Origin of the sequence: Pseudoalteromonas piscicida, assembly GCF_002744175.1 — a bacterium.
In the GTDB taxonomy this organism is placed as follows: Bacteria; Pseudomonadota; Gammaproteobacteria; order Enterobacterales; family Alteromonadaceae; genus Pseudoalteromonas; species Pseudoalteromonas piscicida_B.
In genome coordinates this window covers 175,997-198,264 of record NZ_NKHF01000062.1, presented here as the reverse complement: position 1 = coordinate 198,264, position 22,268 = coordinate 175,997, and the positions used below count along the sequence as shown (strand labels likewise).

21 protein-coding genes are annotated in these 22,268 nt (G+C 42.0%); 9 read left to right on the top strand and 12 right to left on the bottom strand.

The window, feature by feature from the left end; all coding sequences use genetic code 11:
- The 7 genes from CEX98_RS14295 to CEX98_RS14265 form a co-directional block, all read right to left on the bottom strand.
- A partial coding sequence (locus tag CEX98_RS14295; RefSeq protein ID WP_143484343.1) for a hypothetical protein occupies positions 1–813 on the bottom strand: 813 nt, incomplete at its 3' end.
- Between the two features lie 854 nt (positions 814–1,667).
- A complete protein-coding gene (gene arfB, locus CEX98_RS14290) occupies positions 1,668–2,081 on the bottom strand; it encodes an alternative ribosome rescue aminoacyl-tRNA hydrolase ArfB (protein ID WP_099642732.1) in 414 nt (137 codons plus the stop codon).
- Between the two features lie 97 nt (positions 2,082–2,178).
- Positions 2,179–3,387 (bottom strand): ABC transporter permease, encoded by a 1,209-nt coding sequence (locus CEX98_RS14285; RefSeq protein WP_099642731.1) that lies wholly within the window; start codon positions 3,385–3,387, stop codon positions 2,179–2,181.
- A gap of 9 nt (positions 3,388–3,396) precedes the next feature.
- The gene (locus CEX98_RS14280; RefSeq protein ID WP_099642730.1) at positions 3,397–4,728 is read right to left on the bottom strand and encodes an ABC transporter permease; all 1,332 of its coding nucleotides are present in this window, start codon (positions 4,726–4,728) and stop codon (positions 3,397–3,399) included.
- Between the two features lie 9 nt (positions 4,729–4,737).
- A complete protein-coding gene (locus tag CEX98_RS14275; protein WP_099642729.1) occupies positions 4,738–5,427 on the bottom strand; it encodes an ABC transporter ATP-binding protein in 690 nt (229 codons plus the stop codon).
- 12 nt (positions 5,428–5,439) lie between these two features.
- The gene (locus tag CEX98_RS14270) at positions 5,440–6,711 is read right to left on the bottom strand and encodes an efflux RND transporter periplasmic adaptor subunit (RefSeq protein WP_099642728.1); all 1,272 of its coding nucleotides are present in this window, start codon (positions 6,709–6,711) and stop codon (positions 5,440–5,442) included.
- Between the two features lie 154 nt (positions 6,712–6,865).
- Complete coding sequence (locus CEX98_RS14265) at positions 6,866–7,663, bottom strand: chromosome partitioning protein ParA (protein WP_099642727.1); 798 nt, start codon at positions 7,661–7,663, stop codon at positions 6,866–6,868.
- 92 nt (positions 7,664–7,755) lie between these two features.
- Here CEX98_RS14265 and CEX98_RS14260 point away from each other — a divergent pair, with 92 nt between their 5' ends.
- Positions 7,756–8,655, top strand: a complete 900-nt coding sequence (locus CEX98_RS14260; RefSeq protein ID WP_099642726.1) for a response regulator — start codon at positions 7,756–7,758, stop codon at positions 8,653–8,655.
- On the opposite strand, the gene CEX98_RS14255 is transcribed toward CEX98_RS14260, so the two are convergent.
- Together CEX98_RS14255 and CEX98_RS14250 are read right to left on the bottom strand one after the other, a co-directional pair.
- Positions 8,647–9,081 (bottom strand): hypothetical protein, encoded by a 435-nt coding sequence (locus tag CEX98_RS14255; protein ID WP_099642725.1) that lies wholly within the window; start codon positions 9,079–9,081, stop codon positions 8,647–8,649. The two genes, CEX98_RS14260 and CEX98_RS14255, sit on opposite strands and share 9 nt — an antisense overlap.
- A 129-nt stretch (positions 9,082–9,210) precedes the next feature.
- Complete coding sequence (locus CEX98_RS14250) at positions 9,211–9,516, bottom strand: hypothetical protein (RefSeq protein ID WP_242441707.1); 306 nt, start codon at positions 9,514–9,516, stop codon at positions 9,211–9,213.
- 177 nt (positions 9,517–9,693) lie between these two features.
- On the opposite strand from CEX98_RS14250, the gene nhaR reads away from it, so the two are divergent.
- The gene (nhaR, locus tag CEX98_RS14245; protein ID WP_099642723.1) at positions 9,694–10,590 is read left to right on the top strand and encodes a transcriptional activator NhaR; all 897 of its coding nucleotides are present in this window, start codon (positions 9,694–9,696) and stop codon (positions 10,588–10,590) included.
- Positions 10,591–10,707: 117 nt separating this feature from the next.
- Positions 10,708–10,983 (top strand): SelT/SelW/SelH family protein, encoded by a 276-nt coding sequence (locus CEX98_RS14240; RefSeq protein ID WP_099642722.1) that lies wholly within the window; start codon positions 10,708–10,710, stop codon positions 10,981–10,983.
- A gap of 34 nt (positions 10,984–11,017) precedes the next feature.
- Here CEX98_RS14240 and CEX98_RS14235 read toward each other — a convergent pair whose 3' ends face one another.
- Complete coding sequence (locus CEX98_RS14235) at positions 11,018–11,497, bottom strand: GNAT family N-acetyltransferase (RefSeq protein WP_099642721.1); 480 nt, start codon at positions 11,495–11,497, stop codon at positions 11,018–11,020.
- Between the two features lie 141 nt (positions 11,498–11,638).
- Between CEX98_RS14235 and CEX98_RS14230 the strand changes: the two genes are divergently transcribed.
- From CEX98_RS14230 to CEX98_RS14220, 3 genes are all read left to right on the top strand, one after another.
- The gene (locus CEX98_RS14230) at positions 11,639–12,160 is read left to right on the top strand and encodes a chalcone isomerase family protein (RefSeq protein WP_099642720.1); all 522 of its coding nucleotides are present in this window, start codon (positions 11,639–11,641) and stop codon (positions 12,158–12,160) included.
- A 2-nt stretch (positions 12,161–12,162) separates the two neighbouring features.
- Positions 12,163–12,696, top strand: a complete 534-nt coding sequence (locus CEX98_RS14225) for a DUF3833 domain-containing protein (RefSeq protein ID WP_099642719.1) — start codon at positions 12,163–12,165, stop codon at positions 12,694–12,696.
- A gap of 189 nt (positions 12,697–12,885) precedes the next feature.
- A complete protein-coding gene (locus CEX98_RS14220; RefSeq protein ID WP_099642718.1) occupies positions 12,886–15,030 on the top strand; it encodes a prolyl oligopeptidase family serine peptidase in 2,145 nt (714 codons plus the stop codon).
- 412 nt (positions 15,031–15,442) lie between these two features.
- Here the strand turns inward: CEX98_RS14220 and CEX98_RS14215 are convergent, their stop codons facing one another.
- The gene (locus tag CEX98_RS14215; RefSeq protein WP_099642717.1) at positions 15,443–15,904 is read right to left on the bottom strand and encodes a GNAT family N-acetyltransferase; all 462 of its coding nucleotides are present in this window, start codon (positions 15,902–15,904) and stop codon (positions 15,443–15,445) included.
- An 891-nt stretch (positions 15,905–16,795) separates the two neighbouring features.
- Here CEX98_RS14215 and CEX98_RS14210 point away from each other — a divergent pair.
- On the top strand, positions 16,796–19,543 hold the full coding sequence (locus CEX98_RS14210) for an ATP-binding protein (RefSeq protein WP_099642716.1): 2,748 nt from the start codon (positions 16,796–16,798) through the stop codon (positions 19,541–19,543).
- Positions 19,540–19,902, top strand: a complete 363-nt coding sequence (locus CEX98_RS14205; protein WP_099642715.1) for an Hpt domain-containing protein — start codon at positions 19,540–19,542, stop codon at positions 19,900–19,902. The genes CEX98_RS14210 and CEX98_RS14205 overlap by 4 nt, the downstream gene beginning before the upstream one ends.
- Positions 19,903–20,283: 381 nt before the next feature.
- Here CEX98_RS14205 and CEX98_RS14200 read toward each other — a convergent pair whose 3' ends face one another.
- Complete coding sequence (locus tag CEX98_RS14200; RefSeq protein WP_099642714.1) at positions 20,284–21,066, bottom strand: MBL fold metallo-hydrolase; 783 nt, start codon at positions 21,064–21,066, stop codon at positions 20,284–20,286.
- 232 nt (positions 21,067–21,298) lie between these two features.
- On the opposite strand from CEX98_RS14200, the gene CEX98_RS14195 reads away from it, so the two are divergent.
- Positions 21,299–22,267 carry a hypothetical protein gene (locus CEX98_RS14195; protein WP_099642713.1) on the top strand — a complete coding sequence of 323 codons (969 nt, stop codon included), beginning with the start codon at positions 21,299–21,301 and terminating at the stop codon, positions 22,265–22,267.
- The last annotated feature ends 1 nt before the right edge of the window (position 22,268 follow it).

Sequence of the window (22,268 nt, the reverse complement as noted above, 5' to 3'; positions counted from 1 at the left end):
ATTTGAAAATTTGAATGGCCGGACATAAATATCTACTGTATAGGTTTTAGTAAGCCCCGCACTGTCTGTAGATTGTAACTGAACAGTGGCGTATCCAGCCATATCAGCGAGCGGCTTAATATTCATTTGCCACGAGGCTTGATACAGCCCGCCCTCGTAACGTATTTGCTCGTTTTGCGTTAACGTGATATTCCCAATGGGCAAAAGTGCGCTGTTACTGCTAGACACAACCGCGATTGAAAAGTCGGAGGAGTCCACATCACTGGCATGAATATCTACCGTTTTTGTGCCTCCAACATTTACATCTACCGAACTTGGCAGTTCCAATAAGGTCGGGTCATTTATACAACGTACGTTGTAGGTTACTGTTTCTATATAATCTACAGTATATTTAACTGGGCCTAAACTAAAGGGGCGATAATCAGAAGTGGAATATTTCCTAGTTGTTGCAATCAAGTTTTCAGGTTTGGCAGTATATGCCTCAGCGGGTGGGTCTGGACGGGGGTCTGATGGTATATATTCAGACGGAGATACTATTTCATATTGAAAAGAATCTCTGCCACAAAAGTCTTGGTTGGGTATATACCTAACCATTACTGCCCTACCATCGGATGTTTCAAGTACCTTTTGAAAAGTTCCATGCTGAGGGGGGACAATGACCGAACGAATAAATTTATTGCTTAGTCCATCTTCCATTGGACCATGATAATGGTCTTTACCTTCATCAAGATTAAAAGTTTTTGCCTGCGCATATTGAGAAACACACGCAGAAATAAACACCCCTAGCACGAATAACCTGTTGAGCAGCTTCATCCTTCCTTGTCACCTTATAAAAGCAATCCTTGTATACTTGTATAAAAGGTACACAATAAAAAACCACAGATCAACACAAAATATTCACACTTCATTAAACTCCTTACTATATCGAATAACAGGGTGAGAGAAGTTTGTGGTGTGCTCTCATACAATGTGGTTGCGACACTCACTTTAAGACCAAACTCATACGGCTCCTCGCTTTTTCCCTTAGAAATACATTTAACACCGGGTTTATGTTGGCTATAGAGTTTGTTTTTACTCGTTTTTTCTTGCTTTAATAGCCGCTCAGTCTATTGTAGGGCATGGATAAACTCTTGGCTTTGTTGTTCGGTGATTTTCCTCAAGATATATTTCATCACCCGTCTGAGATAGTTTTCTGTTTTCCGTGATTTCTTCATGCGTTTAAATTGCTTAGCATGGGTATAGCGCGCTACTTTTTGTGCTGTCTACGTTCACTTATCGTAATAGTGTCACCGAACAAAACAAGGCAGTCCAGGCGTAACAAACCGCATGCCACAAGAATATTGGCAACACGGGTTTTCGTACCACATGGTCACCGTGTTTTTGTCAGACAATTTTTGACTTTGTTTCAGGTATTCGAGACCCGCAAGTAGACGGATAGGCTTGGCACCTGCGCCTTTATCGCCATAGTGCTATTTAAATTCGACCTCTAAGCGCTGTCAATCAATGAGTTCTGCTAGTTTCACCAGCTCATGGCGCGGTAAAACAATATCAATAAGCTCGATTTGAAACTGGTGCTTTTGTATCGTTTGTGTAATTGGTTTAAGAGTGAATTAAGTAGTGACTGAGACAAAATCGCTTAATACATATACGATAAATGATATGGCCTATTACCAATTTACCGAGCCCCTCAGCGCTTTAGTTTGACCACGTTTGGTCTTTTGATTAAGACGTTTCTTCTGCGAGCCCTTTGTAGGCTTTGTTGCCCGACGAGCCTTTTCTACTTTAGTCGCCTCTAAAATAAGTGCTTTTAATCGCGCTAATGCATCTTCTCTATTTTGCTCTTGAGTACGAAAACTTTGCGCTTTCAGCACAATCACGCCTTCTTTGGTGATCCTCGAGTCTTTAAGTGCTAGCAGGCGCTCTTTGTAAAACGCAGGTAAGGTTGAGCGATGGATATCAAACCTTAAATGAATGGCGCTTGAGACTTTGTTGACATTTTGCCCGCCAGCGCCTTGCGCACGAATAGCAGAAATGTCGAGCTCCCATGATGCAAGTGTGACGTTATTTGAGATTTTAAGCATAATGTTTCAAGCCTCCAGCTATAATTCTAGCAAAGTTACGAAGCACTTGAAACTGAGTAGGCAAGTGCGTCACAAGCACTTGCCTGAAAACAATGCGTTAGGCAGTACGAGTAGCAATCGCGGGGGATACTCTTGCAGCGATCATGGCTGGATACCCTACAGCAAGCTGACCTGCAATCATCATCACCACAGCTCCTGCTATCAAATAATCACCAGGAACACTGGTGAGACCAAAGTAATTGACTAAATAAATATTTGCTATAATCGCAATAATCATCCCAAGCAAGACACCCAATAAAGACACAACAGCGTTTTCAATCATAAAGTAACGCAATATATCACCACGCGTTGCACCTAGAGCTCTGCGCGTACCAATTTGCTTGTTGCGCTTTAATACGGTGTAACGCGCCTGACCAAAAATTCCTAAAATGGTTACACATGCCAATGCGGCGATAACTCCTTTGAGAGTTTGGCTCACCGCATAGTCAGCTTGTAGGTTTTCAGTTTTTATCTGTTCAAAAGATTTAAATCCATCAATTTGCCGTCCTGGTTTTTTAACTAACAGCTGATGCACTTCTTGCATTGCAATCTCTCGTTGTCCAAGCTTGGCTTTTACAACAATCATACTTTGCTCATAGTGTTCTCTCACCGAACTGATCACAGCCATGTCATACGCATACCAAAAGCGCCAAGGGGACTTCATCGTTTCGACGATACCAACTACCTTTTGCGGAACAAACTCTACATAAATGGTTTCACCAACTACACTACGCCAGTCACTTGGACGGATTTTTTGTGCAAGATCCTGAGAGATTAACACACTCGCTGACTCTGTATGACCATCATAATACTTATGCACAACATCATTGTGTTGTATGTTTCTACCAGCAACCACCCGCAGTCCTAACGTTTTTACAATCGTATTATCAGAGCCGTAATAACCAGCATGTGTGACACGTTCATCTTTCTCAGAGGTCATGCCTACAGCCAACGAACGCCCCCAGTTAGTCAATGGCATACTGGTTATCGTACTCACACTCTCTACACTGGCTAAGGCTTTAATGTCAGCAAGGTCCGCGTCTAACGCCGCCCTCTTCTCCTCATTAGTACCTTCTAGGTTAGTACTAAAGCTAAATAGCTGATTTTCAGCCAGCCCCGTTGGTTGTACTAGCTCCTGCTCTTTCGTTACCATCATAAAGATAGCGTTAACTAAGATGGTAAATGTCAATGCAATCTGGAGGATCAATAGCAATGGAGACACTTTGTTTTTCTTAAAGGTCTTTAAAATGGGTAATAGGTCTTTCATGCTTAACTCCTACAGGCTTTTCAGCTGGCTTGATGGCTGCACACTGGCAGCCTGTATAGTAGGAACGAGACCAAACGCCATAGCACAGGCTACTGCTAATAAAACAGTCATTATCACTATACCTAACGTCATTTCGAGCATTTCAGCGTAAAGGTGGCTATATAGCTGAGCAGTAAACTCAAGACCAATCTGAGCAAAGAGTAAACCGAGTAATCCACCAAGTAAGCCAATAATGCATGTTTCAACAGTGAACTGCGCAATAATATCTTGCTTAGATGCACCTACCGCTCTACGTAGCCCTACCTCACCCGTTTTTGTATGAAACTTAGCTACCATCATCGCCATACAGTTTAATAGGCAAACAACAAGAAATGCGAATGCCAGCCACACCGCTACATTTCCATCATCTTTGATGATTTTTCTGTCTACTAGGTTTTCTCTTACATTAAGAAGTTGGTGCAGCGGGTCACGAAGAAAACGTCCATATTGCCGTTGCTCATTGGAGTAATTGACCAAAAACTCGACATAGCGGTCTTTTGCTTGTGCAGAGTCGAGTTCAACCCAATAAGATACCCATACGCATTCAGAAGCGAGGATAGCCGAAAAGGACTCATCTGTTGGCTCCTTCCAACACAAAAATGATACGTCAGAGCTAGTCCAAAGTGCATTATTTATTTGGGATTGAAAGGGAATAATGATATCTCTAGGCTTGTTATAAGCTCGAGTTCTGTAATCGAAGAATTTGGGTACGGGATACCAGTTGTCGGTGACTCCAACAATCTGATACTGATATTCACCGATAAGCAATGATCTACCTACAGAATTCTCACCATTAAACAGTTTTTCGTTTAGTTCGCTGCTAATCACCGCAACCTGTAAACCATCTCTATCAGCGGTTTCGTCCCAAGCACTACCAAATTTAAATGGTACTTCGAACATGCTAAACATATCTCGATATGCGCTCCTAATAGCGGTCATTTTTGCATCAGTAACTGGCTGTTCAACGCCACGCGTCATCATTTTAAAACTGCCTAGCGGGGTTTGTCGTACACCTTGCTGAGCATTTTGCAAATTGACTGCATCCTGATAGGTAAGGATGGACGGTGGTACCTCCTTTCCTTGAGAAATATTAAACGGCTTATCAGGTCCAAAACTATTCAGGCGTACGTTAAATAAGCGCTCACTCTTAGTAGGAATGGGATCTTTTTCAAGTAAATAGCTAACCGTATAGGTTGTCATGGCCGCGCCTATACCAATGGCAATCGTTGCTATCATTAGTAGAGAAAGAAATGGTGTTTTCCGCAACGAGATAAGCGCTAATTTAAGATAATAACCGAACATAACTAACCCTTAAGCAATCGCCTTATCGTATTTTTGAGCCTCGCTTAATACACCATCTCGGATCTCAATAACACGCTGTGCTTTTGCAGCCTGCAGTGGATCATGGGTCACCATCACAATACTTGTACCTTGAGCGTTAATGTCTTTGAGTAGCGCCATAATGCCATCAGCCATCTTACTGTCTAAATTTCCGGTCGGCTCATCTGCCAACAAAAATGAAGGTTTACCAGCAATGGCTCTTGCGATCGCAACTCGCTGTTGCTGCCCACCAGATAACTGTGCAGGGTAATGATCCTTACGCGAAGCAAGACCCACCTTATCTAATGCGTCCATTATCCGTTCATGACGGGCTTTCGAAGATAACTTACGATAACGTAGCGGCATATCTACATTGTCATACAGCGTTAACTCTGGAATAAGATTAAAGCTTTGAAAAATAAAGCCCACTTTTTCATTCCGCAGCTTAGATTTGGCCTTGTCACTCAATGTCTCGACGTTGACACCATCAAGTTCATAACTACCTTCACAAAAATCTTCCAATAGCCCAGTGATATTTAAAAACGTAGTTTTGCCTGAACCTGAAGGGCCAATAACAGCAACAAACTCTCCTTGCTCAATGTTCAAATCAAATGGCTGCAAAGCTTGAGTTTTTATTGTATCTGTATAGTAAGCTTTTGATAGGTGACTCATGGAAAGCATAATGCAGATCCCTTATTGAATAATTTTTACACTAGGGGCGTCTTTAAAGATCCGAGCATCGGAAGTAATAACCTGATCTCCAACACTAAGCCCCGATAGTACCTCTACTTGACCAATACTTTTTAGCCCAATCTGTATCGGTGTTTTTACCGCGACCCCTTCTTCCACAACATAGGCAAATTGCCCGTTGTATGCCTCCAAGTATTGGCCATGAGGCAGATACGCAATGTTTTGTTTTTGTTCCAGCACGATCCTACTCGTTAATCGTTGATTTTGCCTAAGCCCCTGAATTGAATCCTCTTTAAATCTAATTTTTCCAGCAACTCGACCGTTTTCAATTTCTGGGGAGATGGCAACAATTTCTCCACTGTATAATGCGCCATTTAGATTAACCTCAGCCATCATACCGAGTGCTAAATCATCAGAATAGCTTTCTGGGATCTGCACTTCTATTTCATACTTAGAGAGATCAACCACACTAAGCAAAGGTTGATTTTTGGCCACTGAATTCTTTTGTTCCACTGCCAAGTTACCAACTAACCCGCTCACTGGAGATAAGATTTTTAACGCATCTACTTGGCGAGCTAATTCTGCTACTCTTACTTTTTGCGCTTCAAGCTCTAGCTCTTTGGTACGAATCTCAAATTTTTGACTCTCTTTTTGCAATTCAACTTCCTTGAGTGCCAAGCGGTACTCTCGTTGTGCATTCTCTAGATCATCTTTTGCTTTTTGGTAGTCTATATCGCTGACAACCTGAGTTTTTAAACCATCTTCAGAACGACGCATTTCTCGCTTCGCCGCGTTTAGCACTACGGTAGCCTTTCCAATGTAATTCTCTTGTGCCAAGTCTTGTTTTTTAGCTTGAATAATTTGACGTTGTAGCTCTGTATCTAAGCGGTTCAACTCAGCCTGATGCTGAGCAAATTCGCTTTTTAACTCAGGGCTATCTATCATCGCCAACGTCTGACCTTCCACCACACTATCTCCAGACTCAACTAAATAGGTAACTGTGCCCTGAGCAGGACTGTATATAGTTGGACGTCTTGCAGCGACAACCTTACCTTGGACAGATATATCTCTGACAAAATCGCCTTTTTTTACAGCTGATATATGAATTTTATCTATAGAAACAGCAGTTTGACCGCTAAACCATTGGTTTAAAATAGGAGTAAAAAAAAACAGGCATACCAACACTATCATGCTGGCGACAATCATCATTACTTTATTATTTTTGGGTTTTTCTAAAACCGAATCTTGTGCACTCGTATCTGGGATATAGGCCATGAAGTAATCCTTTTACCATTGCCTCCGCTTTCTAAACACTGCTTTTTGATTTTGTGATCACATGCTTTAAAGACAAAAGCAATTAAGGCAAATTAATGCCTTGACCTTACACAAATCACAAGTAAATGTCACGAAAAATAAAACATTTTGTTAACTATTCGCTTTGATTTTTGACAATTTCCAAGTACCTACTTTCTATAAATTTTTTCTCTTTCGACAGATGTTCCAACGCATCTCTGGTTTGCTCAAGTTCTTTTTGGATAGCCTGTAGCTTTGGGCCATCTTCAACTTCTTGCTCTTGGACCATTAACTGTTGCAATGCTTGGCTCTGCTCGGCTATTTGCCTTTTATATTCGTTAATCGTTTGGGACATATCCTGTCTTTCTTTTTCAAATGTAGCTACCAACTGTTCTATCTCTTGCTCAGATGTCCCACCTGTTGACTTCGTTGCTTCTAATTGTTGCTTGAGCGATTCATTTTCTTTTTGTAACGCTTCTGTAGACTCATATTGATCATATAGCTTTTTACGCGTTTCTTTCAGACGCTCTACACTTTTGACTAGATCACCGCGAAGCTTTTTGATTAAGCGGTGTGATTTTGCGAGCTTACTATTTAGATCGTCAATTTTGGCCTGCTCTTCAGCCGATATCTGACCTTTCGTTGAGCGCTTAATCTCGGCCAATTGTTGCTCTAGGTTGACTTGTAACACCGCGAGCTCTTTGATCGTTTGTTGATTGTCCTCGGCAAACACCATCGCTTTATTGATGGCATCTCGACAGTATTGAATGATGTATTGTTGCTCGGTATTAGATGCTCCTCTCACACCTTTTGCCATTAACCGAAACTCTCTGAGCATCAACAATAAAATGTAAAACCAAAACGCTAATATCAAAAGCCCTAGGTTTACTGCCATATATACATATACATCAGCTGGTAGTTTGTCTAAAAACATATCGCATACCCGTCAATTTCTTATATTCAGTTTAGTATTGGTTAAAAATCGTGCCTATAATAAATCTATATTTTTCAATAAAGTGGTTATGTGTGAAAATATTGCTAGTAGACGACAGCGCTGCAACACTGGAAATTATTCACCGTGGTTTAGCGCGTTTCAGGTATCGTAAGCTACTGATCAAAAAGGCTCAGAGTGCAAAAGAAGCACTGAAAGTAATTGGTACTTGGCATCCGGATATTGTCTTAACCGATTGGCACATGCCGGATATTTCTGGGTTAGCGCTAGTCAAAGCGATTAAGCAAAAGCAGTTGGGGGTCACTATGGCGATGGTGACGACCGTGGACGATCGTGAACAGATAAAACTGGCATTAGATTACGGCGCTGAGTTTGTCCTATCTAAACCATTCGCGGATGATGACCTTCACAATAAGATCATGCCACTTGTAAAAGCAGCAGAAGAGAATACAAAAACAAGAAAAATCCATACCATCCATAAAGGCGTGCCACTACCTCAAGTAGCGCAACTAGAAAAACTGATGAACAAGCATATTGATACGGATCTAAGACTGTACCAGGTTCAAAAGATGGAATATGACCCTGATAACCTACCTTGCATGATGGTCGCTTACGAAGATCCAAGTAGCCAAAAGATCCGCGCAATTGGTATTTTCGATGTCTACGCAATTTGTGTGTTAGCGGCATCCAAAGGGAAATTAACAGAGCAAGCAGGATATGAAGCGATTCATCAGCATCAGATAACGGAGGAAATGTTAAGTGCATGCCACTCGGCACTCAATTCAACTTCTTATGCATTCCTAGATGGCATTACTCGAAGAAGTCTACGCGTAAAGACACTTCAACTTGTTCCAAAACCAATTTCAAAGCTCAAACGACTGTATAATAGTGCTGAAAATATGCGAATTGACCTTTGTTGTCAGCGTCCCAACTTGGCTCAAGGTAAAATTTTATTAGTTGGCTTCTTAAGCTAGCGCCTTAAGTAAAATACCAGGGTCAGAAATACCTGCCTTTTTCAATGCTTCTTGGATATTTTTTGTCAACTCCACAACTTGATTCTGCATGCCCATTATGTGTTCAAGCTTTTGTGTCACCAACTCGGCTTTCATTTCATCCGAATAAGTGTCATTAGCTTTTAATTCATCAAGCAATTTTTGCTCTTCTTTTATCTGCTCTCTCAGCTCTTCAAGACGCTCTACCATTTGTTGGATGTGTGGAGGAAGTGCTGCTTCTTCTTGTTTCTTTTTTATTTCTTCTCCAGAGAGCGTTGACAGTTCCTCTTGTGAAAGCCGAAGAGGCTCAAGTTGTTCAGACTGTTCTGATTTTTCCGAGCCTAACTCCTGCTTTTTTTGTGCCGTGTAGGATTGGACAGGAGTATGAATGAGAAAGTTAGCATTCATTTTGGGTTGCCGATATGATTTCCTTTGGTCAACTTATCGGTAATTATTCTGAGATCTTTAGAAAAAATTGCGTGGCTTCCTTGCCACTGCAAGTGCTTGGGAATGGAACCACTCAGTCTTTAAGCTGCACTACTGACTGAGTTTGAAATAATTCTGTTTCAAAATTTGCTTGCTGTTGTGCAATGCACGATTAAGCGCTTGAATTAAGGTTTTACCTTTAGCTTTAACTGTCAACGTAGGTAGTCCTGGTAACAACAACTCTAAATGACACAAAGTAAACTTATCTGTTTGTTTACTTTTTTGCTTTTCAATTCGAACATTAATTTTGCGAATATTCTGCGTATATCTATGTAAAGCAGCGTTGATCGCTTTTACAAAAGCCACTTTACTAGCAGCTCCGATAGGTTCATCAACACCGATTAAATTTAATTTCATGTCTACCTCAGTCTTTCGCATCAATACTGGAGCAAATTTTGGGATAATAGTATTAATCCACTTTACTACAGGCCATTAGCTCAACTAATACTTGCGCCTTGAGTTCAAATCTACTAATGTTCAACAAAAGATAAAAGCTGATTATATCTAACTAAACATAAGGTTTTTACGAACTGTATGAACATAAACTTCAATCATCTTTATTATTTTTGGCAAGTGAGTAATGAAGGCAGTATTGCGAGGGCAAGTAAAGTGTTGCACCTAACGCCACAAACGATCAGTGCTCAACTATCAAGCCTTGAAGAGCGACTAGGCAAACCATTATTTATCAGAGAAGGGAGGGGGTTAAGGCTGACCGACTTTGGTATTTTGACCAAGCAGTATGCGGACGATATGTTCTCAATTGCAAAAGAGTGGCTGGAAACGACCCAAGACGGTGCAACCGCAATGCATAGGACGTTGAAGGTTGGTATTTCGGATTCTATTCCAAAATCCTTGGTATCAAAATGGTTAGCGCCACTGATTGAAAATGAACAAGTTGCAAACCTGCACTGCATTGACGGCCAGCAATCAGAGCTGCTCGCTCAGATGGCAACACATAAGTTAGACATAGTACTTGCGGATAAGCCACTAGATAGCAACCTTCCTTTTAACGTGTTTTGTCACGAAATTGGCAAGAGCCAAATTGGCCTTTATGGCTCGACTTCAAGCTGTGAATGCCTACGCGCTAATTACCCACTTTCATTGCAAGATCAACCTATTATTCTCCCAGCGAAAAATAGCCCTGTGACAAACGCAATCCAATACTGGCTACAAGAAAAAGAGATTGATGTTAAAGTTGCCGGACACGTAGACGATAGCGCATTAATGAAAGCGCTTGGACATCAAGGTTTTGGCATTTTTCCAGCACCACTTTCTATCAAAACTGAGCTACAACAGCATTATGATGTAACTTTACTCGGCACGATAAAAAGTGCTTACCAAAACTATTATGCATTCACACCGGATAGGCTTATCAAGGACTCAATATTCAGCGAATTTGTTAATTTTGCGAAAGGCATAAGCTCGCCCTAATGCTGAAAAATCAAATCTCGAGAAAAGTTCTCCTGAGCCATTATTGTAGTGCCGTGCTAGCCTAGTGAATCAAGACAATGTAATATCTAGATTCTACGTTTCCAATAGTTAAGCCTTATGAACAAACCGGTAATCACGATCCACTACTGTGTACTTTGCCAGTGGATGCTAAGAGCGTCATGGTTGGCTCAGGAGCTCCTTTCAACATTCTCTGATGACTTACAGCAGGTTGCGCTGGCGCCAGCAAGTAAAGGGGTGTTTCAAATTTACTTTAACGACACCTTAATTTGGTGTCGTAAAGCCGATGATGGCTTTCCCGAAGCAAAAATACTAAAAAGACGAGTGAGAGATCAGCTAGACCCAAATCGAGACTTGGGTCACATCGACACCTAACATGCACTGTTAAAAGTAGGTGCTCACCGGCTCATTACTCTTCAGCAAAGTCGATCAATGCTTGCCCAGTTAAACGATAGATTATCCATTCGTTCTGGGCCTCTGCACCGATGCTTTCATAAAAGTCGATAGACGGTTTGTTCCAGTCCAGCACAACCCATTCAAAACGGCCACAGTCTTTTTCTAGTGCGAGCCTTGCCAGGTATTTCATAATCCCCTTCCCGGCACCAACACCACGTTTGTCCTGAGACACATACAAGTCTTCAAGGTAAAGACCATGCTTTCCTAACCATGTAGAATAATTAAAGAAGTAAACGGCAAAACCAATGGCTTGACCATCAAGCTCACAGATCACGCTGTGCGCTCTGGCATCTTGTCCAAAAAGCTTCTTTTCAATTTCCGCTACGGAATTCAATACCGCATCAGGCTCTTTTTCGTATATTGCTAGTTCATTTATAAAATGCAAGATGGTTGCTGCGTCTGTTATCTCTGCAGGACGAATAGACAGGCTCATAGTAGCTCCGATAGTTAACACTGAGCTCAGCATAGCAAATTGCTCTAAAAGATAACAATGGCAACGGCTCAGCGTAAAGTGAACAGTTCCCACCTTCCCTACGTATACAACACTACGACCTGAATACATGAGATAGCAAACATGCAAAGGACAATCATAGGTTTAATGGTGCTGCTTCAAAGTTTTGCGGTAACCGCGAGTGAAAATGTTGTTTCGCAATTTATAGACAACCCTAAACAAGTTGGCGAAACCAGCAGAATGACGTATTTGTTTTGGGACGTTTATGACGCTAGTCTTTACGCACCACAAGGCAACTTCTCGAAAGAACGGCCTTTTGTTTTAGAGCTCAAATACTTACGAGCATTAAACGGTAAGGATATTGCAGTGCGTTCTTTGCAAGAAATGCAAAAACAAGGATTTGAAAACCCAACTTTAGGGCAGCAATGGCTGACACAAATGAAGCAGATTTTTCCAGATGTATCCAAAAACACTAGGTTGTTTGGGGTCAAAACTCCGGCTGGGTACACACAGTTCTACCAAGGTCAGGAGCTAATCGGGGAAGTGAAAGATAGCGACTTTACCCACTGGTTTTTTAACATCTGGCTTGGCGAAAAAACATCAGAACCACAAATGCGGGCAGAGCTTTTAGGCCTTAGGAGATAAAAATGCGCAATACTTTCATTGTAGTCATCGCACTACTATTATCAGCTTGTAGCTCAGGCATCGACGGAGGAAAATATACTTCCTTGAGTCCAAAGTTTGATCCCTATACCTTTTTTGTGGGCGATATTAAAGCTTGGGGGATCGTTCAAGATAGAGATGGTAACTTGGTACAACAGTTTACAGTCAATATCAAAGGCTCTATCGATGAAAACAACCAATTAGTACTAGACGAATCGTTCGAATACTTACTTGGAGACGGTGTAAAAACTCGCATTTGGACCATCCAAAAGTCAACGAATGGACAGTTTAGCGGTCGTGCTGACGATATTCTCGATACAGCCTCCGGCGAAACCTTTGGCAATGCAATGAACTGGCAATATAGAATGGACTTGCCTGTGGGTGATACTACCTACGAAGTAAAGTTCGACGATTGGATGTGGTCGTTTGACCAGTCTACATTAATCAATCGTTCCTACATCGAAAAATTCGGTATCGTAATGGCCGAAGTCACTATTTTTATGCAAAAATCTGAATAGTCAGTTAATACAACCTGAATTAATCTCCTCTACTGGTGGGTCTGTCTATATTTTGTGGACAAACCCACTTTCACCTCTACAATCCCAAGCCATTCTTTGAATGAGATAAAAAAATTCACGCTCCCAGCCACCTTAGCAACAATAAAGGACGGCAACATTGCAGCGTGAGATAAACCAGAGGAAGTAGTAATGATAAAAAGTATTATGGCTGCGGCAATAGCAGTTGCGTTAACAGGGTGTGTAAGCAACGACAATTCGGTTCAAGAAAAGTCAATGGCGAGCCAATCGCTAAAGTATCCGACGACGGCAAAAGGTAATGTTGTAGATAACTATTTTGGCACTAACGTGGCTGATCCTTATCGCTGGCTTGAAGATGATAAAAGTGCAGCAACAGCAAGTTGGGTGAAGGCACAAAATGCCACAACTCAAGCCTATTTATCAAAAATCCCTTATCGCCAAGAAATAGCAAAGCGACTAACTGAGCTGCTTGATTACGAACGCGTTTCTCAACCTTTTACCCACGGCAACTATACCTATTTCTATAAAAATAATGGCTTACAAAATCAAAGTGTCTTGTATCGTCAAAAGGAAGGACAGGCACCCGAAGTCTTTTTGGATCCAAATACAATGAGTGAAGATGGCACAACTTCTCTTGCTGGTTTAAGTTTTAGTAAAGACGCTTCTCTTGTGGCTTACCAAATTTCAGAAGGAGGGAGCGACTGGCGCAAAGTCATCGTATTAGATACCGAAACCAAAGCACAAGTCGGTGAAACCTTAGTTGACGTTAAGTTTAGTGATATTTCATGGTTTGGTAACGACGGGTTTTACTACTCAAGCTATGATAAACCTCAAGGTAGCGAGCTCTCAGCTAAAACGGATCAACACAAGGTCTACTACCACAAAATAGGCACAACACAACAACAAGATAAAGTGGTGTTCGGCGCAACCGACGCGCAAAAACACCGCTATGTCTATGCGAATGTAACCGACGATAAAAAATACTTGGTGATTTCTGCTGCCGTCTCAACCTCGGGTAACAAGCTATTTATTCGTGAGTTAAGCAACCCTAATAGTGATTGGATCACCGTATTGGCGCATACTCACTCAGACACCAATGTGATCCACAGTGAAGGCGACACTTTATTCCTGAGCACCAATTTACAAGCTCCAAACCGCCGCGTGGTCAAAGTAAATGCAAAACATCCCCAGCCTGAGTACTGGCAAGATGTGATCCCAGAAACTGAAAACGTCTTGTCTGTATCGACTGGAGCGGGCTTCCTGTTTGCCACGTACATGAAAGATGCCATTTCACTCGTTAAGCAGTACGACTTTAATGGCAAGCTAGTTCGAGATATCTCACTTCCGGGTGTTGGAAGCGTGAGCGGTTTTAGTGGCGAAGAAAAAGACGACGTGCTGTATTACTCGTTCACCAACTATAAAACCCCAAAATCTATTTTTGCTTATCACCCCAAGTCTGGCACTAGTGAATTACATAACGCTGACAAAGTAGACTTTGATTCTGACGCCTATGTCTCAAAACAAGTATTCTACAAGTCAAAAGATGGTACGCGGGTACCGATGACGATAACCCATAAAAAAGGGCTTAAGCTGGATGGCAGCAATCCAACCATTTTATATGGTTATGGCGGATTCAACGCCAGCCTCACGCCTTACTTCAGTCCCACAAGAGCCGCATGGTTAGAACTTGGTGGCGTATATGCAGTCGCCAATCTACGTGGTGGTGGTGAATACGGTAAGAACTGGCACAAAGCAGGAACTCAAATGCAAAAACAAAATGTATTTGATGACTTTATTGCAGCAGGTGAATACTTGGTGTCAAAAAGCTACACATCCAGTGAAAAGCTTGCCATCAATGGAGGTTCTAACGGAGGATTGTTGGTCGGTGCGACGATGTTACAGCGTCCGGATTTGTTCAAAGTTGCTGTACCCGCTGTTGGTGTACTAGATATGTTGCGATACCACACTTTCACCGCAGGTGCTGGATGGGCTTATGATTATGGCACTGCGCAAGACAGCAAAGCGATGTTCGAATACCTTAAAGCTTACTCGCCCGTACACAATGTTAAATCTGGCGTAAATTATCCAGCGACACTGATAACTACGGGCGACCATGATGATCGTGTTGTACCGGCACATTCATATAAATTTGCAGCCGAATTACAAAGTAAGCATAACGGCGACAACCCTACGCTTATCCGAATTGAAACAAATGCGGGACATGGTGCGGGAACGCCTATCAGCAAGACCATAGAGCAATACGCCGATATTTATGGCTTTATGCTATACAATATGGGCGTTACCGCTCTTAAGTAGCCAAAAACTTCGCTACTTACTTTTACAGGTCACTAGAGCCTGTTGACCTTTGCTGTTTGACTTTTGTTCTCCTGAGGGCAGCGCTTGATTGGCATTTCTACTGTGTTGCCCTACAAGGATGTAGGGTAAGGTGACCTTGCAGGAGCACAAAGTCTTTATACCCTGACTCACGTAGCATAACTATGCTACACAAGCTTTACCTTGTATAAATGGCAATCAAACGGCTGCAAAAACAAACTTGAGAGATCAATAGGCCCTAGCAACCGTTAGCTGCGAGTATAAACACAGCATTAAGTAAGCCGATGAAGAACAGCGCAGCTCTGTAGTACATAACTAGGCAACACTACTGTGATTGGTAAGTGTGGCATTCGTACTGGTCGGCATTATACCTATTTTAGGAATGCGTCTTTACTTATGCACTTAGTGAAAGAGACATGAAAACACTCAAAGGATTATCGCGATACATACCAAAACGCTCACAGCGTTCAAAACCAAGGCTTTCATATAAGCTAATGGCGTTGGTTTGTTTAGAGCCTGTTTCAAGGCGTATTAAAGGAATTTGCGCTTCACCTGCATAGTGAAGTAAAATTTGCATGATCCGTTTTGACAATCCCTTACCTCGGTAACTCGGTTTTACATAAAGCCGCTTGATCTCGCCATATAGCGTTTTATCAAACTGCTTTACAATCGCACCACATGCCACAATCCCATCATCATTTTTTAATCCAACAGCATAGACGTTAGGTTGGTTAATTTCCTCAATTGATAAAGATTGCGCACTAGCGATCGGATATAAGCTATTCATTAGCTTATCTATTTCAGAAAACACTGCCACTACTTGTGGGTCATCTGACTTTAACTGAATTAATTGCATACCTGCCTCTGAGAACTAAGCCAACTCTTATTTAATGTCCAAAAAGTGGACAATATTTTTATATACTCTGGCCGACGTCAAACTATACCGAGTTAGAAATAATAAGCAAATTATAGCGCTAAAAAGAAAGACAAAGTGTAGGGTCTAAAAGGCATAGCGGGGAGAGTGTATAAGTAAGCCCATGTTTTAATTAACAAAAGACTAAGCCAGTCACACTTGTAAGATTACGAGTTTTACAATCAGTGAGAATTTATCATTTGCGCTTCGATAAAATACAAAGTTGGCTTATTGCTTATTTTGCACTTTGGCAATAGCAACAACTGGTTCATCGCCGTTACTCGGAAAACTCAACAGGGTGAGTATGAACAACAACACGGTCAATACCAATACAAGTGGCAGCGATGTATGTGAACTTGGGTGCGATACTCTGTGGGGCATAAACAAACCTATTGATATTAATTTGTCTTCCCTAAAAACCAATCCTTTTTAACGAAAAGCCAGCTCACTCTTCGTTAAATTTGATTACTTTTTATCACATCTATGCTTTTAGTGCTACTAGGAAAGCATAAAAACATAAAAAAGGATTACTAAAAATATAATAATGCTCTGATCCTTATTCAGGAATACGCATCTGACGCATAATCACTTTCGACTCTCTGGCTAGATTAATAAATAATTTAATGTGATCTTAAAAACAAGGTGTTAGCTCATTCCTTATCCAAACCTCAGGTTAAATAATAATGACCCCACTCTATTACCTGACTTCATAAAGACACTCGTGTACATCCCACCAAGACATAAACATACCGTTATAGGCATTTGATTGTTCATAAATACAGCAAGCGACTAACAAGCTGCTATATTATTTTATGAGAGCTTAGGAGGGTCATAATGCTAACAGCGTTAAAAGACAGTATGCCAATTTTGGTTGTATCTTCAGACTGGAGTGTCAGCCACACCACAGCCGTGGCAGAAAAGCTATTAAAGGCCACGAATACTGTTATTGGCCAACACTTAGATGACTTGTTTCTGTTCCCTCACTGTGTTGAGGAACAGCAAAAGTCAATTGCAGATGGATCGTTAGTGCAGGTATCACTGAGAACTGCGCCAAACATCCAGTTTTTACTCTCTTTTTATGATGTAGAAAGTAATGAAATCTTTGTGCATGTCGCTGAACTCTCAGCTTACTACTGTCAGAATCCCTTGGAAGACGAACAAACTCGTATCTTGAGGCATGCAGTGAATAGTGCCAACCTTGGCGTATGGTGTTACGACCTAGCGAATAAATCCGCATACTTCTCTCCCAAATTTAAATCTTTGATTGGTTTGCCCGCTTCAGCAGAGCTTGATTGGGAAACCCTAAAAAGTATGATTTATCACGAAGATCAACCGTTATTTGCAGAACTCTTGGCCCATCATATCGAGCTCGGGCTCATGCTGCATTTTGAATTTAGACTTGAGGTAAGAGGGTCAATTCATTGGTTTGAACTTAAAGGAGAACAGGTTAAGTACTGTATTCGCACTCATAGTGTGTATGGGATCTTAGCTGACTGTACACACGAAAAAGATATGCTCGTTGCCTTACATGATGCTGAAGAGAGTAAAGAGCTGGCAATGCAAGCCGGAAAGATTGGCACTTGGCGCGCTATACGTGTTGCACAACAATGGATTTGGAACTGGGACAATCAAGCCAACCAAATTTTCAAACTGTCTGATGATGATATCGGCAATTTACACCAGTGGGAACTCAGGCTACACCCTGATGACAGACAACGGGTAGTTCAGGCACTTGAAGCGTCACTCAGCAGCGGAGAGATCTTTGAACAACGCTATCGAGGTTTATTAAATGATAAAGACATTGTCGTGGTGTACGCTAAAGGCGTTGTAGGGCTTGATGACCAAGGTAAACCGTCTCGCATTGATGGCGTTGTAATTGATCAAACAGACGTATATATCGCTCAGAAAAAACTGCAGCATATCAATCAAGAACTAGAGCAGCGAGTTGCGGAGCGCACTGCTGACCTAGAATCTGCTATCATTAAAGCGGAACAGGCGAATCGCACCAAGTCCGACTTTTTATCTATGATGAGCCATGAGCTCAGAACGCCAATGAATGGCATTATTGGCTCGTTAGACTTGATGGCACTGTCTGAGCTTGATGAAGATAATCGCGAGTTACTAGAAACAGCATCAATTTCTGCAAACAATTTAGTCTCGATACTGAATGATATTTTAGATTTGGCAAAAGTGGAACAGGGCAAAATGGAGCTCGAAAGCTACCCCTTCTCTCCCTCTGAAATGCTGAATAACATCCTCAAAACATTCGCAGCCCATGCCAAAGAGAAGTCAGTAAAACTGACCGTATTTGAGGATGCTGCACTTCCCTTGGAAGTGATTGGCGATGAAAAGCGCGTCAGACAAATCATATTTAATGTCGTCAGCAATGCCATCAAATTTAGTGTCCCCGACCGCCAAGGGGGCGCTGAGGTTAATATTAATGTCCATTGGCATTGTGAAGGCGTTGCCTTATCTCACCTTATTTTTAAAATTAAAGACAACGGCATAGGCATTGCGCCAGATGTACAAAAGAAACTGTTCACCCCCTTTACACAAGCCGAGCGTTCAATCACCAGAAGATATGGAGGCACCGGGTTGGGACTAGCTATCTGTGGCAAACTCATCGATTTAATGGGCGGTAAAGTATCATTGAAAAGTAACTTAGGAGAAGGCTCTGCCTTTACTATTACCATTCCTATTTGGCGTCCAAGGACACAACAAACCCCAAACATTCTCTTCAACACACTATACTGGGTTTGCGACAATCCATGGCAAAGCAAGACAACGCTTAAGCAGCTATATAACGCGTGCACTCATCTCAGTAAAACACTGACAGTGATAGATTCTTTGGAAGAGATAACTGAAACAGAAAGCGCAGCTGTCATCCGAGTGTTCACTGAACAAGATAGCGTGAAAACAACCCTGACTAAGGCAACACTCCCTGAGTTACGCTTTGCTGATGAGTGTATCCTTGACACCACTGACAGTCGCGTATGGGACACTCAAAAGCCTAAACCGTTAGCCCCGCAAACCCAGTACTCTGTTAGCCAGTTACTCGCAAAGCTACAACGCTCAAGCCAACAAGATAAGGCACCAGAGTTAGGTAAACTAGACGATCTGAGCGAACTCGATGCGCTTTTATCTCTCAACCAAGACTCAGAGCACCAAGTTAAAGACAATACGGTTAAAACTGGTGAGCAACATATCTTGCTTGCAGAAGACAATCCATTTAACCAAAAACTTCTGGTAAAACAACTTTCAAGACTCGGGATTTCTTGCGACATTGCAAACAATGGTAAAGAAGCACTAGAGATGTTTAAACAACAGCAGTATCAGCTACTACTTACCGACTGCCATATGCCCGAAATCGATGGCTATGAATTGACTAAATTAATTCGCTCGTTTGAATCTAGTAAAGCGTTAAGCGCCATTCCCATTGTTGCAGTTACAGGAGCCGCAATGAAAGGAGATAAAGCGTTATGTCTAGATAGCGGTATGAACGACTACGTAAGCAAACCCGTTAGACTAGAAGAGCTTAAAAACACCTTAGGCAAATGGCTAAACTTGGACTTTACGCAATGACTAAAACGCTCAACCCACAAGTGCTTATTGATTTGATTGGTGATGATTTTGCCACCGCTAAAAAGTTCTATACCGACTTTTTGATACAATCCAAATCAAGCTGTGCAAACATTAAAGCCGCGTATCAAGCGGGTCAGTTTCAAGCGTTAAAAGACGAAGCCCATTACCTTAAAACCTCCGCCAAAGCGGTGGGCGCCGAGGTGTTGGCAGAGCATTTACAAGCACTTGAATATTCAGCTCTTGATCACAACGCCAGTGCATGTGCTGAAAATATAAAAGCCATACACCACGAAATTGGCAGCGAATTCGTGCGAGAGTTAAAAACTTACCTCTCTTCTCACAGCAATTTACTTAATTGAGCGAGCTATTTTGAGGTGAAAAAACCTCACCGACAACTCCGCCCCTGCCCACGGCAAGATACCTATATCTATATCGGCAAAGCAAAAGTTGTGCGACTTAGGGATAGTTTTTAACGTAGTTAACCTGAGCTTCGGATAACTAATGCCTTTCTAGCAGCCAGTTTTAGCGCTAACGGCGTTGAATTCACTTCCAATAGCCAGCTATTGGTGCGTAAATTCGCCTAGTTATCCCCAAAACTCTCTGGCTAGACAAGAAAATTAGTTAATGTGAACTTAAAAACAATGAGTTAGCTCATTTCTTATCCAAACCTCAGGTTAGTTAGCGTTTTACGTACTCCCTCAAGATGAGCAAGTATTAGGCATGTTGGCGTCATACTAACGCTAGAGCGCTATGACCTGTTCAGCGACAACAGCTTGAATATCTGCAGCTGCAAATGCCGTTACATCACTTTTATGTTGGTAATGATAGACTCTAATAAACTTGTGCAAGTCAGCGCGATAACTTGTTTTAAGCTCATTTAAACCACAATGGCTTGGATTACCACTAAGATTACAGTCATGGAATATCATTTCACCATTACAAACACGGTGATGTAAAATTTCAGGGATCGCTTTGGTATCACCACTATAAAACACGATACCAGGAAGGTGCAGCGAAAATGCGCTACGTGGTGCATGATGGCGTACAGGGTAACTATACAACCTTTGACCGCGATGCATAAAACTATCGCTGACTGGGAACAGCCTAAAAACTTGCCATACCCCACAGTTTCCTTCGCTCAGCCCGGTATAAGCGAGAATATTACATAACCCTACAATAAGCTCTGCTGGAGCGTAAAGGGTAATTTGATGTTGGCTCAACGCGGCTTGAAAATACAACTGCTCTAACCCACCAACATGATCATAATGAAGGTGAGTAATAAACACCGCATCTGGCAATGATGCAAAGTGCTGTTGGTAACGTGATACCGTGTCAAAGCCGCAATCTATCAGCAACCAAGGCAAACCTTTGCTGGTTAAAACACAAGACGAGCACCCTAAATTTACCGCACTTGCTGCACTCCCAACACCTAAGAATATTGCGGCATCTGGCTTGCAATGACTGTCAAGAAATGGGGTTGGGTTTACTACGAGTAGTTTTGCAGCGTTTTTCGCTTCATTCATTGGACATCCGCAACATAAACAAGTCTTCAACCCAGTGTAAGGGGGCGAATTTACAAGCAAATGACAAAAATAGTACGACCACTTTTTGGCCTTGCTCACCAATCAGGTTAGTGGTTTTGACCAGAGCCTAGCTTAATATATTTTTAATTCATTGATTCTAAATACAATTTAATCTGGTATAACTATTGCTGAATGGTAACCTCATGACATCATTACTACGGAAACTACAATAATGAAAAAACTCATCACCAGCCTAGTGGCGCTCAGTGTATTGTCAGGCTGCGTTGTGCATATCTCCCCTAGTGCAGCAGCAACAAAAACACTCCATAAGTCTCTGCAGCTGAATGCCGCAGACATCAGCAAACTGGATGCAAATACCACCTCAGGCAACATTCATATCCGCGGTAAAGATAACCAGCAAGATATCCAAGTTGAAGCGGTCGTGTTAACCACAGAATCTGAAGATTATGCGCTTTCCCTTAAGAAGTCAGGAAGCACAGCATTACTCGTGGCAGAGGCAGATACCAGCTCAGGCGTGCAATGGTATCGTGACAGTAGCCCAAGGATCGATTTAACGATTACTATGCCAAGTGAGCTTGCACTCACACTGGATGACAGCTCAGGCGATGTGACAATTAAGAACATTCAGGGGCTGATTAAATTCGATGATGGCTCTGGGAACATCACGCTTGAAGATATTCAAGATGCAGAAATTGATGATGGTAGTGGTAATATCCATATCAGCAACGCGCATACACTTATTATTGATGATGGGTCTGGTGATATCACCATCAACGGTCTTACCACATCGCTAACCCTCGATGATGGCTCCGGAAATATTTATGTCACCGGTGGCAGTGATATCGATATTGAAGATGAATCTGGCGATCTTACCGTTCGCAACTTTAGTGGTAATGCCAATATCCAAGATGGTTCGGGCTCAATGGTCATTGAGGGTGGCAACAACGTCAAGATTAATGATGAATCTGGTAATATTCGAGTGCGTGACGCTAAAGGCAACGTTTCTATCGTTGATGGCTCTGGCAATACCGATATCGAAAACGTCATTGGGCATGTTCAAATTGACGATGGTTCTGGCAACATTCGTGTCGTAAAAGCGGGCTCTCTCACTATTACTGACTCAGGCTCCGGTGCTGTGAGCATAGATAAAATAGCAGGCACCGTTAAGCTAGACGACTAAC